This is a genomic window from Kordiimonas sp. (genome assembly GCF_048260245.1).
Taxonomy (GTDB): domain Bacteria; phylum Pseudomonadota; class Alphaproteobacteria; order Sphingomonadales; family Kordiimonadaceae; genus Kordiimonas.
In genome coordinates this window covers 1-15,352 of record NZ_JBLXGZ010000014.1, presented here as the reverse complement: position 1 = coordinate 15,352, position 15,352 = coordinate 1, and the positions used below count along the sequence as shown (strand labels likewise).

Below are 15,352 nucleotides of genomic sequence, written 5' to 3'. Positions count from 1 at the left end.
GTGGATTTTCCCGTTTTAGGCGACACTGGTTTCTTCCATTAGGGGAGGGAACCATGGAAAAATTGACACCTTATGCACATCTTTTGGGCCGTGTTCTGCTGGCGCTTATCTTTGTGCTGGCAGGCTTTGGCAAAATCATGGGTGATCCGTCAGGTACCATGCAATATATGGAAGCGCAGGGCATCCCTAGCTTCCTGTTCTGGCCTGCCGCGCTGTTTGAGTTGATCGCAGGGCTTGCTATTCTTGTTGGCTTTCAAACACGCATTGTTGCGTTTTTGCTCGCAGGCTTTTGCGGTTTGACCGCCATTATGTTTCACGCCAATTTCGCCGACCAGATGCAAATGGGCATGTTCATGAAAAACTTTGGCATGGCTGGTGGTTTTCTGGTGTTAATGGCCGCCGGCGCCGGGCAATACAGCCTTGACGCTAAAAAGTCTGCTGCTGTCTGATTCTCGCATACGGGTTTTGGGTTTAGTGAAGGGCGCTTGACGGTTCTGCCGGGGCGCTCTTTTCGTATGGTTGTTTGCCTCAAAGATTGCGGGCCCGGCGAAAGAACCCTATATGTCTGGGGCAAGTTTAACGGGATGAGAGAAGCGTGATGCTGGCAAACAAACGCATATTGCTGATCATCGGCGGCGGAGTTGCGGCCTATAAGGCGCTTGACCTGGCGCGGCGCCTGATGGAGCGCGGCGCAAGCGTGCGCGGTGTGCTGACCTCAGGCGGGCAGGAATTTATCACACCGCTGTCGGTCGCCAGCCTGACGGGTGACCCGTGTTACACGGATCTCTTTTCCCTCAAGGACGAAGCCGAGATGGGGCATATCCGCCTCAGCCGCGAAGCCGACCTTATTGTTATTGCCCCCGCGACCGCTGACCTGATGGCCAAAATGGCGGGCGGGCTCGCCAATGATCTTGCGGCGACCATCTTGCTTGCCACCGACAAGCCGGTTCTGGTTGCCCCTGCAATGAACGCGCAGATGTGGGACCATGCGGCTGTGCGGCGCAATGTGCGCCAGCTTGGCGAAGATGGCGTGATGATGGTGGGGCCTGATGCCGGGCTTCTGGCGTGCGGCGAGGTTGGCTCGGGCCGACTTGCTGACGTGATGGACATCGTTAACGCTGTTGAGGCTTTTTTCAAACGTGGCAGCGGGCCGCTTTCGGGCAAGCATGTCGTGGTCACGGCTGGCCCGACACATGAACCGATTGACCCCGTGCGCTATATCGCCAACCGTTCCAGCGGCAAGCAGGGTTTTGCGCTTGCAGGTGCGCTGGCAAATCTGGGCGCCAAGGTGACGCTTGTGACTGGCCCTGTTGAGCGTCCCACCCCTCTTGGGGTTGACCGTGTGGACGTTGAGACTGCGCTTGAAATGGAGGCCGCCGTCAAGGCTGCCCTGCCAGCCGACGCCGCAGTATGTGTTGCCGCCGTCGCGGACTGGCGCGCCAGCAACAGCACGGATCAGAAGCTCAAGAAATCAAAGGACGGTCTGCCCGCCCTCAGCCTGACGGAAAACCCGGATATCCTGAAGGGCCTGGCATCCATGAAAAATGGTCGGCCGCGCCTTGTGGTTGGCTTCGCCGCGGAAACCGAAAATGTTGTCGACTACGCCACAGCCAAGCGCGCGCGCAAGGGCTGTGACATGATTGTCGCCAATGATGTCTCCGCGACCGGCGGTGCCATGGGCGGAGAGACAAACGAGATTCATATCATTGAAGAAAGCGGCTGTGAGAGTTGGCCGCGCCTCGACAAGGCTGAGGTTGCCAAACGCCTCGCAGCCCGCATCGCCGACAAACTCAAAGACTAGATTTCAGGGAAAACAAACATATGACCAGTGCAAAAGTGGCGATCAATGTGGTGAGGCTGCCGCACGGGGCCGACCTCAAGCTGCCGAAGTATGAAACAGAACAAAGTGCAGGCATGGACCTTTATGCAGCGCTCGGCGAGGGTGAGGCCGTGACCCTTGGCCCGCTAGAGCGCACCATGGTGCCCACCGGCCTCGCCATGGCACTCCCGGCGGGGTATGAGGCTCAGGTGCGGCCGCGCTCAGGCCTTGCGGCCAAGAATGGTATCTCGGTTCTCAATACACCGGGCACCATTGACGCCGACTATCGCGGTGAAGTGAAGGTTATTCTGGTGAACCTGTCGAATGAGCCGTTCACCATTGAGCGCGGCATGCGCATCGCGCAGATGATCATTGCGCCTGTCACACAAGGCACTTGGGTAGAGGTTGACACCCTTGACGAGACCGCTCGCGGCGCAGGCGGTTTTGGTTCCACCGGTATAAAGTAATTATGGATTTTACCGACGAACAGCTTGAACGTTACGCGCGGCATATCATCCTCAAGGAGGTTGGTGGAACGGGGCAGGCGAAGCTACTTGGTTCAAAGGTGCTGGTCGTGGGCGCAGGTGGGCTTGGCGCGCCGATGCTGATGTATCTGGCGGCGGCGGGTGTGGGCACCATTGGCATCATTGACGACGATGTGGTGGAGCTGTCGAACCTGCAGCGGCAAGTCATCCACACCACCGAGAATATCGGCAAGGCAAAGGTGGAAAGCGCCGCTGAGGCGATTCGCGCGCTAAACCCTGATGTGAATGTTAAAGTATATCAGCACCGTATCACGCTTGCCAACGCCCGGCAGATCATCGCGGATTACGACCTTGTGGCTGACGGCTGTGATAATTTCAAAACCCGGCTGATTGTCAGTGATGGCTGTGTTGCGCTTGAAAAGACGCTCGTCTCCGCAGCGCTTGGTCCCTATGAGGGACAGGTGGCGACCTTCAAGCCTCATGCGGGCGAGGGTTTGCCGTGTTACCGCTGTTTCCTGCCCGAAGCGCCGCCTGAGCGGGAAGCGGGCACCTGTGCTGACTTTGGCATATTGGGTGCGGTGGCCGGTATGCTGGGTACCATGCAGGCGCTTGAGGTGCTGAAGGAAATCACCGGGGTAGGTGAAAGCCTGGCGGGAAAGATCTTGCTGGTGGACACACTTGACATGACCACCCGCAAGATAGGCCTGCCAAAGGACCCAAAATGCCGTGCCTGTGGCGAGGGAAGGTAACATGCCAGCTAAGCGGCCAATGACCCTGTTAGTGATCTCTGGTGCAGCAGAGCGTATCCATATGGCGCTGATGACCGGCGCAACAGCGGCGGCGATGGGGCGACCAGTGACCTTCTTTTTCTCGAAAAGTGCCGCTCGGTTCCTGACCCGGGCTGGCTGGCAAGCCATGCAGACATCGGACGGTGAACCCGCGCCAGAGATGGACGCGGCGCTTGAGGCTCGCGGCGTGGCGGATAGTGCCGTGTTGCTGGACGGCATCGCCGCGCTGAATGTGCGGTTTGTCGCCTGTGACAGCGCGCTCAGGGAACATGACATCGACCCTGGCACACTCATCACGCGCCCGCATGTGGAAATCGGTGGCCTCGCCGAGATGATCGAGAAGGGTGAAGGCGGCGACTGGCTGACCTTTTGACTTTAGCTTCGGCATTTATCTGGCGGTTTATTCGTGTTTACGCAGCACATGGCCTGCGCCTCAAAAACCTCATATCCTTGTCACCAGAAAGTTACCATGGTACATAGGTAATATATTCAACGGCCACGGTGTAACTATGACAAAGATTGAGAGAATCCAGACAGGGGTCCGTATGGAAAAGCGGCTTGTAAAGGTGCTGAAGGGCACTGCGGAATATCTCGATATGTCGCTGGGAGACTTGCTGGAGGGTATTGTGCTGCATGCCTTTGATGGCAAAAGCCCGGTGTTTTCCGATGAGACGCGGTCCAAAATTGCGACGTTGAAGGTCGTTTATGGATGTGAGCTTGATGCGACCATGAGCCACAATCTCTCAGAGTAAGGGGAAAACGATGAATGACCTTGACCTTTTTCGCGCTTTCGAGAGCGGAGCGCTGCCGCGTGAGGCTTTCAGCCACCGGGTCCATGTGCGCCTGGGGTGGATCTATGTGGGGCGTTTCCCGCTGACGGAGGCGATTGAGCGCTTCGCAGCGCGGTTGAAAAGCTGGGCGCGCAGGCATGAACTGGACGGTCTCTATCATGAAACCATCACCTGGGCGTATCTCATGATCATCAACGAACGCCGCCACAAACACGCATGCGATGACTTTGACGTGTTTATCGCCGCCAATGCAGACCTGCTTGGTAAACCTTCCGTGCTTGACGATTATTACACGCGCGAGACGCTCGACAGTGACCATGCGCGGCAATCCTATGTGATGCCAGACAAGGCTATCGCGCTGAAGGCCGCTTAAATCTGAGCGGTTGCCAGCTTCACCGCTGCTTCAGCATGCAAGCTCGCGGTATCAAGGAGTGGGACGGTGGTATGCCGCTCGTCAACCAGCAGACCGATCTCGGTACAGCCAAGGATGATACATTCTGCGCCGGCCTGGGCGAGCTTGTCGATGATCTGCACATAGGTATCGCGCGACTGGCTGCTTAAGTGGCCAAGGCACAGTTCTTCGTAAATAATACGGTGCACGGTTGTGCGGTCTTCCGCGTCCGGGACGATGGTCTCGATACCATGATGATCCTGCAGGTGGCCTTTGTAAAAGTCTTTCTCCATCGTGAAACGCGTTGCGAGCAGGCCGACTTTTTTGATGCCCTTGGGTTTAATAGCGTCAGCGGTGGCGTCCGCGATATGAAGCAGCGGTATGCGAATGGCGTCTGCGATCTGCGGTGCCACGATATGCATGGTATTGGTGCCGATCAGCATAAAATCGGCCCCGGCACGCTCCAAGCCTTTTGCTGCTTTTGCCAGAAGTGTACCGGCTTCCTCCCACTGGTTCGCGTTCTGCAACTCGGCGATGACGGCGAAGTCGACACTGTGCATCAGGATATCAGCGCTGTGCAAACCGCCTAATGCCGCTTTCACGCCCTCATTGAGCAGGCGGTAATAAAGCGTGGTCGATTCCCAGCTCATGCCGCCCAGAAGGCCAATGGTTTTCATGCCGCCTCTCCTCAACACACGCCGCGTTTGCGCTCCTGCGGATAGGTGCCCAGCATGCGCACCCGTTTTGTATGAAATCGCAGCTCATCCATTGCGCGGGCGACATTCTCCATGCCTTCGTGGCCTTCAATGTCGGCGTAGAACTCTGTCGCGGTGAAGCTGTCCGATTCGTAATAACTTTCAAGTTTGGTCATGTTGACGCTGTTGGTGGCAAAACCACCCAACGCCTTATAAAGTGCTGCCGGGATGTTGCGCACCTCGAAGGTGAAACTCGTCATGACAGCTTCATCGTAGTCTGTGGCGGTGGTGGCATCTTGCGACAGCACTACAAACCGCGTCGTGTTGTTGCCTTCGTCCTGATAGTTTTTGCGCAATATCCTGAGGCCATATACCTCCGCCGCCAGTTCGCTTGCGATAGCGCCCAGGGTGGGGTCGGCGGCTTCTGCGACATGTTTTGCGGACCCGGCCGTATCGGCAAACGGGATACGCTCAAGCCCCATGGCGCGCAGGTTTTTGCGGCACTGGCCAATGGCCTGCACATGGCTTGTTACGCGTTTCAGCGTTTCTTCACTAGCGTTTGGGCTGCACAGCAGGCAGTGGCGGATGGCTTCAAAATGTTCTCCCACAATATGCAGGCCGCTGTCGGGCAGCAGGATATGGATGTCCGCGACCCGGCCTGCAGTTGAATTTTCGATCGGGATCATCGCGAGGCGGGCAGCGCCGCTTTGAACGGCGGCCATGGCGTCTTCGAAGCTTGGGCAGGGCAACACGTCCATATGGGGAAATTTGGCTACACACGCCATGTGGGAATATGCACCCAGTTCACCCTGAAAGGAGATCGTATTGGCGGAATCGCCGCCTGAGCGTTTTTTTTGCCCTGTCATGATATTTTACTCATCGAACGATTTTTGAAATAAATGAACAAACCTTGTGCCAATGGCGACGGGGCAAGTCAACGCGCGAAGTGACATAAAAGCCATTCAGATACCCCTGCGCGCATATGCCTCATGGATATGAGAGCAAAAAAATGCTGTTTTTTGCCGCTAGAAGTGAAAATCATGCAAATGACGACTTGAAAATCAGTCATGTGAGCGGCTATTGTCCGCCCGAATTACCGGTCTGCGTCTGTCAGGGTTATCAGGGGGTGGGCCATTGTTATCCGGATTGCTCGCCTGCAAGGAGAAGAGCCTGTGTCCTTAGAATCGAATAAAGTTTTTGCGGCCATCCTTTCGTCCGCACTGTTGATCATGGTTATTTCAATGGTGTCGGAAGGCGTGTTTCATGAAGAACACAAGAAGCCGGCGTTCACCATTGAAGTGGCGTCCGATGATGCCGCTGAACAAGTGGTTGAAGAAGGCCCGTCGCTGGCCGAACTGCTGCAGAGCGCAGATGCTGGTAAAGGCGCGCGTCAGTTCGCCAAATGTAAAAGCTGCCACACTGTCGAAAAAGGTGGCAAAGATGGTACCGGTCCGCACCTTTACGGTGTGATCGGTCGCGGGATTGGTGGCGTTGACGGCTTTGGTTACTCCGGTGCGCTCTCCGGCCAGGATGGTGTCTGGACCTATGAGGCGCTGGATCAGTGGCTCGCAAGCCCGAAAAACACTTTCCCGGGTACGTCCATGGCTTTTGCCGGTATCCGCAAGGAAGATCAGCGTGCTGATCTGATCGCTTACTTGCGTACCTTCCATGACAACCCCCCGGCGCTGCCTGAGGTTGTGGCTGAAGATACGGTCGTTGATGCTGTGACTGACGCTGTGGACAGTGCCGTGGACGCCGCAGCGGAGGTTGTTGAGGAAGTTCAGCAATAGATATTGCTTCTCTCAAGGGAGCAGAGACGGTGCACCTCAGCGGGTGCGCCGTTTTTTTATGCCTGTCCTGCCATGCTTAATCCAGACGCCGGAAACCGCTGAAGGGCGGGGTTGTCTTCCCTTTGCGCTCAAGATCCTTCTGCACCCAACAGGTAACCTCACTTACCGGATCAATGGTGACAGACATGTGCGTTGCGTTGGCGTGCAGCAGGTGCACGCCGTCAATCATCCAGCCGACATGCCCGGGGAAAAACGCGAGGTCTCCCCGCACCGGTTTTTCCTCAGGGCCAAGCAAACGGCCCAAGCTGCGGAACTGAGGGCCGGTGTCGCGCAATACCCGAAAGCCAGCGTGCGCTAGCGAGACCTGCACAAGGCCGGAGCAATCGATGCCCAGTTTGGAGCGTCCACCCCAAAGGTAGGGGGAGCCGATAAACTGTTCAGCGATGGAGACAGGGGCTTCGGCGGGGTCGGCGCTGCCAACCGGGGTAAGGTGTTTTTTATAAATCCAGCCCTCAAGTGCGGTTTCAGCAAAGCCGTTTTCTTCCAGTCCCGGCAGGCTCACGAACGCACCCATGGGCAAAATCAACTCAGGCTCAGACTTGAGGTCGGGCTCTGAGTAGACATGTGTCAGGGGTGCTGTAACTCTGTGGGTTGGCAAAAACTCATAGTCTGCGATGGCGCTTTCTGAAACCCAGCCCATATAGCCATCAATGATAGAGACGATATGCCACCAGCCCGGAGCTTCAGTTATCAGCTGTACGGGCTCCCCATACAGCGCCTCGCTCAGGGTCTCTGACGCGGTGTCGGGCCCAGACTTTAGCGGGGTTATCGGGCGGCCGGTGATGCCGTCAATGCGGCTGGCATGTGTTAGATTCTTGTCCCCTTCAATGATCCGCTCAGGATCATGAAGCGGTGGCAGGCCAAAGGCATGCAGGAGGTCACTCATAATCGCCTTCGTTCTGATCGACGATTTTCTCGGCGGCAAGAATGCGGTCAGATACCTCGCTCAGGTACACCGCCCCTTTCACTGTGCGTTGCACCAGCACGTTACGGCGATCCTTCTCATCCCGTTTGCGTTTGACAAGCCCTATACGGCCTAATGTATCAAGCGCACGAGTGATCACCGGTTTGGTGACATTCATCTTGGCGGCCAGACCGCGCACGGTGTGTGGATCTTTGGTCATGTAGACGGTGAGCAGGAGGGTCATTTGCCGCATTGTCAAATCCGGCTCATCGGAGCGCACACCGTTGAGGTTGGCTGTGTGCCAGATTTTCAACATACGAGGGTTGGTTTTCTCGGCCACTGTTTCCGTTCCTTTGCCGGAATGATCCCCGAAAACGCTACACGGGCTTGCGTAAAAGACTGCCCTCTGTTGGCTTAATCGTCAAGCGCCAAGAATTTTTTGACGGCACCAAAACAGGCTCGCAGGCCTTGAGCCTCGCCGCCCTTGGGCCGTCCCGGTTTTGCACTTGGGCACCAGGAATAGACATCAAAGTGCGCCCAGGGTGTTGCGCTGTCCACAAAACGTTGCAGGTATAGCGCCGCGGTGATTGAGCCACCGAAAGGCCCTTCCGCTGTGTTGTTGAGATCAGCGATGTCGCTTTTGAGCATGGTGTCATAGGGGCTCCATAGTGGCATACGCCACAGCGGGTCTTGCGCTGTCCTGGCCTGTGTTTCCAGCGCGGTCCAAAGCGCATCATTATTGCTGTAAGTGGCTGGCAGGTCAGGACCAAGCGCTACGCGTGCTGCACCCGTAAGTGTGGCGAAATCCATCAGCAGGTCTGGCGTGTCCTCGCCTGCCAGCGCCAGCGCATCGCACAGTACAACACGGCCTTCGGCGTCGGTGTTGCCAATCTCCACACTCAGACCCTTGCGGGTCATCACCACGTCGCCGGGGCGATAGGCGTTACCGTCTACCGCATTTTCAACGGCCGGTATCAGCAGGCGAAGCTGAACTTTAAGGCCGGTCGACATAATCAGGCGCGCAAACGCAAGCGCATGAGCGGCGCCTCCCATGTCTTTTTTCATGATCAGCATGCCGGACGCGGGCTTGAGATCGAGGCCGCCGGTATCAAAACACACGCCTTTGCCAACAAGGGTCAGTTTCGGCCCTTCATCACCCCAGTTAAGGTCAATGATTCGTGGCTCCCGCCCTTCGGTGGCGGCGCGGCCAACAGCATGGATGGCGGGGAAATTTTCGTCCAGTAAGTCGTCACCGACGATGGTTTTGCAACTGCCGCCAAATTCTTCGGCCAGTCCCTCGGCGATATCCTGCAAGTGCGCGGGTCCCATGTCTTCTGCCGGGGTATTTACAAGGTCGCGCACCATGGCGGATGCGTCGGCGAACGCTGCGGCTTGGGCGGCAGGCGTGCCTTCAGGCAGGATAAGGCTGCGCGGCTGGGCCTCAGTGTCTTGGAGGTAGCGCCCAAAGCGATACTGCGCGAGGCACCAGCCAACCGCCAAAAGACCGGCATTTTCCGGCGATGCGTTTTCAAGGCGATAATCACCTTCCGTGAGCGCGGCTGCAGCTTCGGCCAAGGTCCACGGGGTGATGGTCGCGTCCCCTGTGCCAACAAGCACCAACAGTGCTGCTCCGGCGTCGCCTGGTACAATCAGGAACTTGCCTGCATCAGCTTCAAAGCGCATGGCCTTGGCCCAGGCGCGTTCCTTCTCCCCAAGTGTGCCTAGCTCGCTGGGGCCTATGAGCCGGAGCGGGATGGCGTTTGGTTTTTCACCAATGGAGAGAAGATCTGACGCTGACATTATTGTCTGCTCCTGATTGAGAATTTGTAGGGTTCAAGCTTCCGGCGCGATGGTGACGGCGAGGCCGTCCATTGAGCCGTCCACCTCAATCTGGCATGAGAGGCGCGATGCACCGTCACGGTAATGTTCGCTATCTTCCAGAAGATATTGCTCGTCATCTTCCATGGCAGGCAGATCGGTGAATTTGTCACCTTCCACATATACATGGCAGGTGCAGCAACTGCAGCAGCCGCCACAGATGGCCGCCAGATCGTCAAAATCATTGTTGCGGATGTTCTCCATCAGCGAAAGGCCTTCTTCCGCTTCGATCATCCGGGTCTGACCCGCGAGGTTGGTCACAGACACTTTTACCATATGTAATTCCTGTTCAGTTCAACGTTGGCCCTTGGTTTGTTTCCATATAGCACTTTGTGGGCAATAAAAAAGGGCCGATCCCGGTTGGGATCGGCCAGATTACACCCGTTATAGTGGACAGGTGTGAGGGACAAACTTTATTCAGCAGCTTTAAACTGGGCGGTTTCGGTCGATTCACCCATGGCTGTGGTTGATGCGGTGCCGCCGGTGATGGCTTGTGCAACAGCGTCAAAATACCCGGTGCCAACTTCGCGCTGGTGACGTGTCGCTGTGTAACCGTCTTTCTCCGCGCCGAACTCGGCTTGCTGCAACTCTGAGTACGCCGCCATGCCGCGGTCGCGGTAGCCAGTTGCCAGTTGGAACATGCCGTGGTTGAGGCTGTGGAAGCCAGCCAGGGTCACGAACTGATATTTGTAGCCCATGGCGCCGAGCTCGCGCTGGTACTTGGCGATGGTTTCCTTGTCCAGATTGGCTTCCCAGTTGAAGGACGGTGAACAGTTGTAAGCCATCATCTTGCCGGGGAATTCCTTCTGGATGGCTTCGGCAAATTTCTTCGCGTCATCAAGGTTCGGTGTGGATGTTTCCCACCACAGCAGGTCAGCGTGTTTTGCAAACGCGAGACCGCGGGCGATACAGTGGTCAACACCAGCATCAAGGTGGAAGAAGCCTTCCGAGGTGCGGCCTTTGTCCTTCTGGATAAAGGCGTGGTCGCGCTCGTCGATGTCGGACGTGATCAGCTTGGCTGATTCGGCGTCGGTACGCGCGATGATGATCGACGGCACGCCGCAGATATCAGCCGCGAGGCGGGCGGCCTGCAGGTTTTGCTCATGCTGTTGTGTCGGGATCAGAACCTTGCCGCCGAGGTGACCACATTTTTTCTCAGCTGCCAGTTGGTCTTCAAAGTGAACACCGGCAACACCAGCCTCGATGAAAGCTTTCATGATCTCAAACGAGTTCAGCTTGCCGCCAAAACCAGCTTCGGCGTCGGCCACGATCGGCGCGAACCAGTCACGCTTGGCACCGCCTTCGGCGTGTTCGATCTGGTCGGCACGCTGCAGTGTGCGGTTGATGCGGCGGGCAAGCTCTGGTGCTGCATTCGCAGGGTACAGGCTCTGGTCCGGGTACATGGCGGAAGCGGTGTTACTGTCGGCAGCTACCTGCCAACCGGAAAGATAAATAGCCTTCAGGCCAGCGCGCACCATCTGCATGGCCTGGTTGCCGGTCATGGCGCCGAGCGAATGCACATAATCTTCGGTATTGAGGAGGTCCCACAGTTTGCGTGACCCGTGATCAGCCAGCGTGTAGTCGATCTTCAGGCTACCGCGCAGACGTTCAACATCGGCGGGCGTATAGTTGCGCTCAATGTACTTGTAGCGGTCTTTCGGGGTGTTCGGGATCAGGTCTTCAAATGTCTTACTCATGGGTACTCTCCTTCTTCATGGCTGTCCCGGGGCGGCTGGGACAATGTCTTTCGTGTGTATTGGCATGTCGGTTTGGCTATTTGATCAACTCGTAGGCCGGGGTGGTGAGGAACTCCTCAAGCTCATGCTTGAAAACAAGGTCGAGGAACAGCCGACCGGCGTCAGCCAGCCGGCTGTCCTCGACAAGGTCCTGGCCTAAGGACTTGGTCAGTTTCTTCATCTCGTCGTCATAGAGGTCACGGACCAGATGATCTGTGACGGTGCGGCCGTCGCTCAGCGTGGCTTTCAGCTTCAGCTGTTGCCATATCTGGGTGCGGCTGATCTCGGCTGTGGCCGCGTCTTCCATCAGGTTATAGAGCGGTACGGCGCCGCGGCCCTGCAGCCAGGCCGCAATATACTGGATGCCGACGCGGATGTTTTCGCGCAAGCCTGCCTCGGTGCGTTCACCCTCGTGTGGCTCCAGCAGGTCTTTCTGGCTGATCTCGATGTCCAGGCGGGTGCGGTGAATCTGGTTCTGGTGCGGCATAAGGCGGTCGAAAACCTCTTTAGCCACCGGTACGAGCGCCGGGTGCGCTACCCAGGTGCCGTCATGGCCGAAACTGGCCTCCCGGTCCTTGTCTGCGCGTACCTTCTCGAACGCGGCCTTGTTGGCGGCTTCGTCGCCCTTGACCGGAATTTGCGCCGCCATGCCGCCCATAGCGTGTGCACCACGGCGGTGACAGGTGCGGATAAGCAGCAGCGAGTAGGCCTTGAGGAAGGCGCTGCCCATGGTCACCTGCGCGCGGTCCGGCAGCAGGTAATCCGGATTTTTGCCGATACGCTTGATGTAGCTGAAGATATAATCCCAACGACCGCAGTTCAGACCAACAATGTGGTCCTTCAGGGCAAACAGGATTTCATCCATTTCAAAAGCGGCGGTAATGGTCTCGATCAGCACGGTTACCTTGATGGTACCATGTTTGAGACCAAGCTCTTTTTCCGTGAAGGTGAATACATCATCCCACAGCGCGGCTTCCTTATGGCTTTCCATCTTTGGCAGATAGAAGTAGGGGCCGGTGCCGCGTTTCAGCAATTCCTGAGCGCTGTGGTAAATATAAAGCCCAAAGTCGAACAGTGACGCAGAGACAGCTTCTCCGTTCAGCATCGCATGAGCCTCGGTCATGTGCCAGCCGCGTGGGCGAACCTTGAGCACGGCCGTCTTTTCACCCATGGCATAGTCTTTGCCGGATTTGGGGTCAGTGAAGGCAAGCTGGCCGCGAGCGTAATCATAAAGGTTGATTTGCCCGTCGATCATGTTTTCCCAAACGGGCGCGCTGGCGTCTTCAAAATCGGTCATGAAGACATTGGCGCCGGAGTTGAAAGCATTGATCATCATCTTGCGGTCAACAGGGCCTGTGATCTCAACCCGGCGATCCTGAAGGTCATCAGGCGTGCCAAGGATTTTCCAGTTGTCTTCGCGAATGGCTTTTGTCTCGGGCAGGAAGTCGGGCAGTTCGCCAGCATCGAAACGTTTCTGGCGTTCCATGCGGGCCTGCATCAGGGCCTTGCGGCGCGTGCCAAACCGGCTTTCAAGGTCAGCCACAAATGCAAGTGCGCCTTCGCTGAGGATGGTTTCATAGCCCTCGTTCATGTGGCCAATGATCTCAAGCGACGGTGTATCCGCCTGTAGTTTTGTCGCTGCTGACATGGTCTGTCCTTCCCAAAACAAGTAACTTTATTGCGTTCAGCAGCATTCATATTTCACATTATTTCGGGACTTCAAACAACAATTGATACAAAAAGTGTTCTGTTGTATGCTTTTGTAAATGTCAAAATGTTGATATGTAAAGTTTGTAAATATTCGGATTAAGCTATGGTTGAGACAGCAACGAAGAAGATTTTTGCCGGGCCGCGCATAAGGCGTCTCAGGCGTGAACTGGGGCTTAGCCAGTCACAAATGGCATCGGAGCTTGGTTTCTCCACCAGTTATCTCAATCTGGTGGAGCGCAACCAACGCCCTGTTTCCGCACAATTTTTACTACGTCTTGCCGAGGTATATGATATTGAGCTAACGGCGTTTGCCGGCACCGATGAAGCCCGGGCCTTTGCAGACCTTTCCGAGGTGCTGGCCGACCCGATGTTCAAAGGCATTGGCCTCGCGCGCAGCGAAATGCAGGATATGGCGGACGCGGCCCCGAAGGCAGTTGAGGCTTTTACACTTCTTTACAAGTCATTTGAGCAGGCCCGGCAAAACGCGAAGGAAATATCCAGCCAGTTCGCTGAACGCGAGGGTGGTGAGGTTGAGGCAACCTTCCCGGTGGATGAAGTGCGGGACTATATCCACGACCGCAAAAACTATTTCCCCGAACTTGATGAAGCCGCCGAAGTGTTGCACGACGAACTGGGTCTTAACCGGGAGGACGCCTTCATGGTGCTTTCGGGCAGGCTGGATGAAGAGCACGGCATCCGTGTACGGGTCATGCCCCATGAGGTGATGCCGGAAACGCTGCGCCACTTCGATTTGCACCGGCGGCAACTGCTGATCAGCGAGATGCTGGATGCGCCTGCGCGCGTGTTCCAGTTGGCGTTCCAGCTTGGCATGCTTGAGTTTCGGCCGATGATCCACCGGCTTGGCGACACGCACAGTTGGCAAACTGAAGAAGGACGGCGGCTGGTGCGTATTAGCCTCGCCAATTATTTTGCAGGTGCGCTCCTCATGCCCTATGGCCGCTTTCTGACCACGGCCAAGGCGCTCAAGTATGATATTGAACACCTGGGTCGCCGCTTCGGCACAAGCTTTGAGCAGGTATGCCACCGGCTGACAACGCTCCAGCGGCCCGGCGAACGTGGTGTGCCCTTCTTTTTCATTCGGGTCGACAAGGCGGGCAATGTCTCCAAACGTTTTTCGGCCGGGCGTTTTCATTTCTCGCGCTTTGGCGGCACCTGCCCTTTGTGGAACGTGCACGATACTTTCTCGAACTCTGGCAAAATCGCCACACAGATCATTCAGATGCCGGATGAGACGACATATTTTTCCATTGCACGCACGGTCAGGCGGGTGGGGGCGGTCTACGGCCAGCCAGACCAGCAACTCGCCATAGGCCTTGGTTGCGACATCGCTCACGCGCGCGACCTGATCTATTCCAAAGGTCATGATCTTGAGACATTGGACGCCACGCCCGTGGGCCCAAATTGCCGCCTGTGTGAACGCCCGGCCTGCCCGCAGCGCGCCAATCCGCCGCTCACGCGTAATCTGGTGCTTGATGAACGCTCACGCGGCATTTCTGCCTACCGCTTCACGCAGGAATAACGCTGACAGATACAATGTTTTGGCATTGAGTAATAATATTTCACGATTTTTCGGCTGTTTTCTGTAGTTAATTCGATCTTTGAAATAATGTTGCTCATAATTTCGCCATTTGGCGTTGCCAAAATGCGGCGTCACACGTAGCGTGTGCCGCGAGCGAACAACAGCATTCCGTAAGGGCTAAAACGACCATGAGTACAAGTGTTCTTGATCTCTTCAATATCGGCATCGGGCCGTCGAGTTCCCACACCGTGGGGCCGATGAAAGCGGCGCGTGAATTTGTCGAGAAACTGGACGAGGACGGCCTTCTCGACAACACCGAGCGGCTGGTCACCAAGCTTTATGGTTCGCTTGGGGCTACAGGGCGTGGTCACGGTTCTGACGGTGCGGTCATCCTTGGCTTGCTGGGTGAATGCCCGCGTGAAGTGGATGTGGAAAATATCCCATCCATCATCAAGGACGCGCGAGAGACCAAAACCGTCAAGCTCATGGGTAAAAAGGCTGTAAAGTTCGAGGAAGACACTGACCTTCAGCTTCTGCCGCGCGAACAGTTGCCGTTTCACCCTAACGGCATGGAATTCTGGGCTTACGGCGCGGACGGTGATGAGCTTTCCCGTGCGATCTATTATTCCATCGGCGGCGGCTTCATTGTGCACGAAAAGGAAGCCAAGAAGGACAAATTCATCGAGGAAAAGGTGAAGCTGCCTTACCCGTTTAAAAGCGGTGCGGAGCTTCTGGAACATTGCACCAAAACCGGCAAGCCGATCT

General features: G+C 56.4%; 18 protein-coding genes. 10 read left to right on the top strand and 8 right to left on the bottom strand.

Translation table 11 applies throughout. The features are described from left to right. Nucleotides 1-53: 53 nt before the first annotated feature. The 7 genes from ACN0VM_RS09245 to ACN0VM_RS09215 all read left to right on the top strand — a co-directional run bounded on the left by ACN0VM_RS09245 (nt 54) and on the right by ACN0VM_RS09215 (nt 4,256). On the top strand, nt 54-449 hold the full coding sequence (locus ACN0VM_RS09245; RefSeq protein ID WP_417450587.1) for a DoxX family protein: 396 nt from the start codon (nt 54-56) through the stop codon (nt 447-449). Between the two features lie 149 nt (nt 450-598). Then, entirely contained in the window at nt 599-1,801 is a 1,203-nt protein-coding gene (gene coaBC / locus ACN0VM_RS09240; protein WP_417450586.1) for a bifunctional phosphopantothenoylcysteine decarboxylase/phosphopantothenate--cysteine ligase CoaBC, read from the top strand. 20 nt (nt 1,802-1,821) lie between these two features. Then, complete coding sequence (gene dut, locus ACN0VM_RS09235) at nt 1,822-2,286, top strand: dUTP diphosphatase (protein ID WP_417450585.1); 465 nt, start codon at nt 1,822-1,824, stop codon at nt 2,284-2,286. Between the two features lie 2 nt (nt 2,287-2,288). Further along, the gene (locus tag ACN0VM_RS09230; protein WP_417450584.1) at nt 2,289-3,053 is read left to right on the top strand and encodes a HesA/MoeB/ThiF family protein; all 765 of its coding nucleotides are present in this window, start codon (nt 2,289-2,291) and stop codon (nt 3,051-3,053) included. Nucleotide 3,054: 1 nt separating this feature from the next. Next, a complete protein-coding gene (locus tag ACN0VM_RS09225; protein ID WP_417450583.1) occupies nt 3,055-3,465 on the top strand; it encodes a DsrE family protein in 411 nt (136 codons plus the stop codon). 136 nt (nt 3,466-3,601) lie between these two features. Continuing rightward, nucleotides 3,602-3,844, top strand: coding sequence for a hypothetical protein (locus tag ACN0VM_RS09220; protein WP_417450582.1), 243 nt, complete (start codon nt 3,602-3,604; stop codon nt 3,842-3,844). Nucleotides 3,845-3,854: 10 nt separating this feature from the next. Continuing rightward, the gene (locus ACN0VM_RS09215) at nt 3,855-4,256 is read left to right on the top strand and encodes a hypothetical protein (protein WP_417450581.1); all 402 of its coding nucleotides are present in this window, start codon (nt 3,855-3,857) and stop codon (nt 4,254-4,256) included. Here ACN0VM_RS09215 and ACN0VM_RS09210 read toward each other — a convergent pair. Both ACN0VM_RS09210 and ACN0VM_RS09205 read right to left on the bottom strand, forming a co-directional pair. Then, nucleotides 4,253-4,951, bottom strand: a complete 699-nt coding sequence (locus ACN0VM_RS09210) for an aspartate/glutamate racemase family protein (RefSeq protein ID WP_417450580.1) — start codon at nt 4,949-4,951, stop codon at nt 4,253-4,255. The genes ACN0VM_RS09215 and ACN0VM_RS09210 overlap by 4 nt on opposite strands. 11 nt (nt 4,952-4,962) lie before the next feature. Beyond that, a complete protein-coding gene (locus tag ACN0VM_RS09205) occupies nt 4,963-5,835 on the bottom strand; it encodes a prephenate dehydratase (protein WP_417450579.1) in 873 nt (290 codons plus the stop codon). 306 nt (nt 5,836-6,141) lie between these two features. Here ACN0VM_RS09205 and ACN0VM_RS09200 point away from each other — a divergent pair, with 306 nt between their 5' ends. Continuing rightward, nucleotides 6,142-6,759 (top strand): c-type cytochrome, encoded by a 618-nt coding sequence (locus ACN0VM_RS09200; protein ID WP_417450578.1) that lies wholly within the window; start codon nt 6,142-6,144, stop codon nt 6,757-6,759. A 76-nt stretch (nt 6,760-6,835) separates the two neighbouring features. On the opposite strand, the gene ACN0VM_RS09195 is transcribed toward ACN0VM_RS09200, so the two are convergent. The 6 genes from ACN0VM_RS09195 to aceB form a co-directional block, all read right to left on the bottom strand. Then, nucleotides 6,836-7,705, bottom strand: coding sequence for an NlpC/P60 family protein (locus ACN0VM_RS09195; RefSeq protein WP_417450577.1), 870 nt, complete (start codon nt 7,703-7,705; stop codon nt 6,836-6,838). Then, a complete protein-coding gene (locus ACN0VM_RS09190) occupies nt 7,698-8,039 on the bottom strand; it encodes a MarR family transcriptional regulator (protein WP_417450643.1) in 342 nt (113 codons plus the stop codon). Before ACN0VM_RS09190 ends, ACN0VM_RS09195 begins: the two co-directional genes overlap by 8 nt. A 98-nt stretch (nt 8,040-8,137) precedes the next feature. Continuing rightward, a complete protein-coding gene (locus tag ACN0VM_RS09185; RefSeq protein WP_417450642.1) occupies nt 8,138-9,526 on the bottom strand; it encodes a leucyl aminopeptidase family protein in 1,389 nt (462 codons plus the stop codon). Between the two features lie 30 nt (nt 9,527-9,556). Next, on the bottom strand, nt 9,557-9,877 hold the full coding sequence (locus tag ACN0VM_RS09180) for a 2Fe-2S iron-sulfur cluster-binding protein (protein ID WP_417450576.1): 321 nt from the start codon (nt 9,875-9,877) through the stop codon (nt 9,557-9,559). A gap of 137 nt (nt 9,878-10,014) precedes the next feature. Then, a complete protein-coding gene (gene aceA / locus ACN0VM_RS09175; protein WP_417450575.1) occupies nt 10,015-11,298 on the bottom strand; it encodes an isocitrate lyase in 1,284 nt (427 codons plus the stop codon). A 76-nt stretch (nt 11,299-11,374) separates the two neighbouring features. Continuing rightward, nucleotides 11,375-12,985 (bottom strand): malate synthase A, encoded by a 1,611-nt coding sequence (aceB, locus tag ACN0VM_RS09170; RefSeq protein ID WP_417450574.1) that lies wholly within the window; start codon nt 12,983-12,985, stop codon nt 11,375-11,377. Between the two features lie 165 nt (nt 12,986-13,150). On the opposite strand from aceB, the gene ACN0VM_RS09165 reads away from it, so the two are divergent. Next, the gene (locus ACN0VM_RS09165; RefSeq protein ID WP_417450573.1) at nt 13,151-14,587 is read left to right on the top strand and encodes a helix-turn-helix domain-containing protein; all 1,437 of its coding nucleotides are present in this window, start codon (nt 13,151-13,153) and stop codon (nt 14,585-14,587) included. A gap of 188 nt (nt 14,588-14,775) precedes the next feature. Beyond that, nucleotides 14,776-15,352 (top strand): serine dehydratase beta chain (locus tag ACN0VM_RS09160; RefSeq protein ID WP_417450572.1); only part of this gene is annotated, 577 nt, incomplete at its 3' end.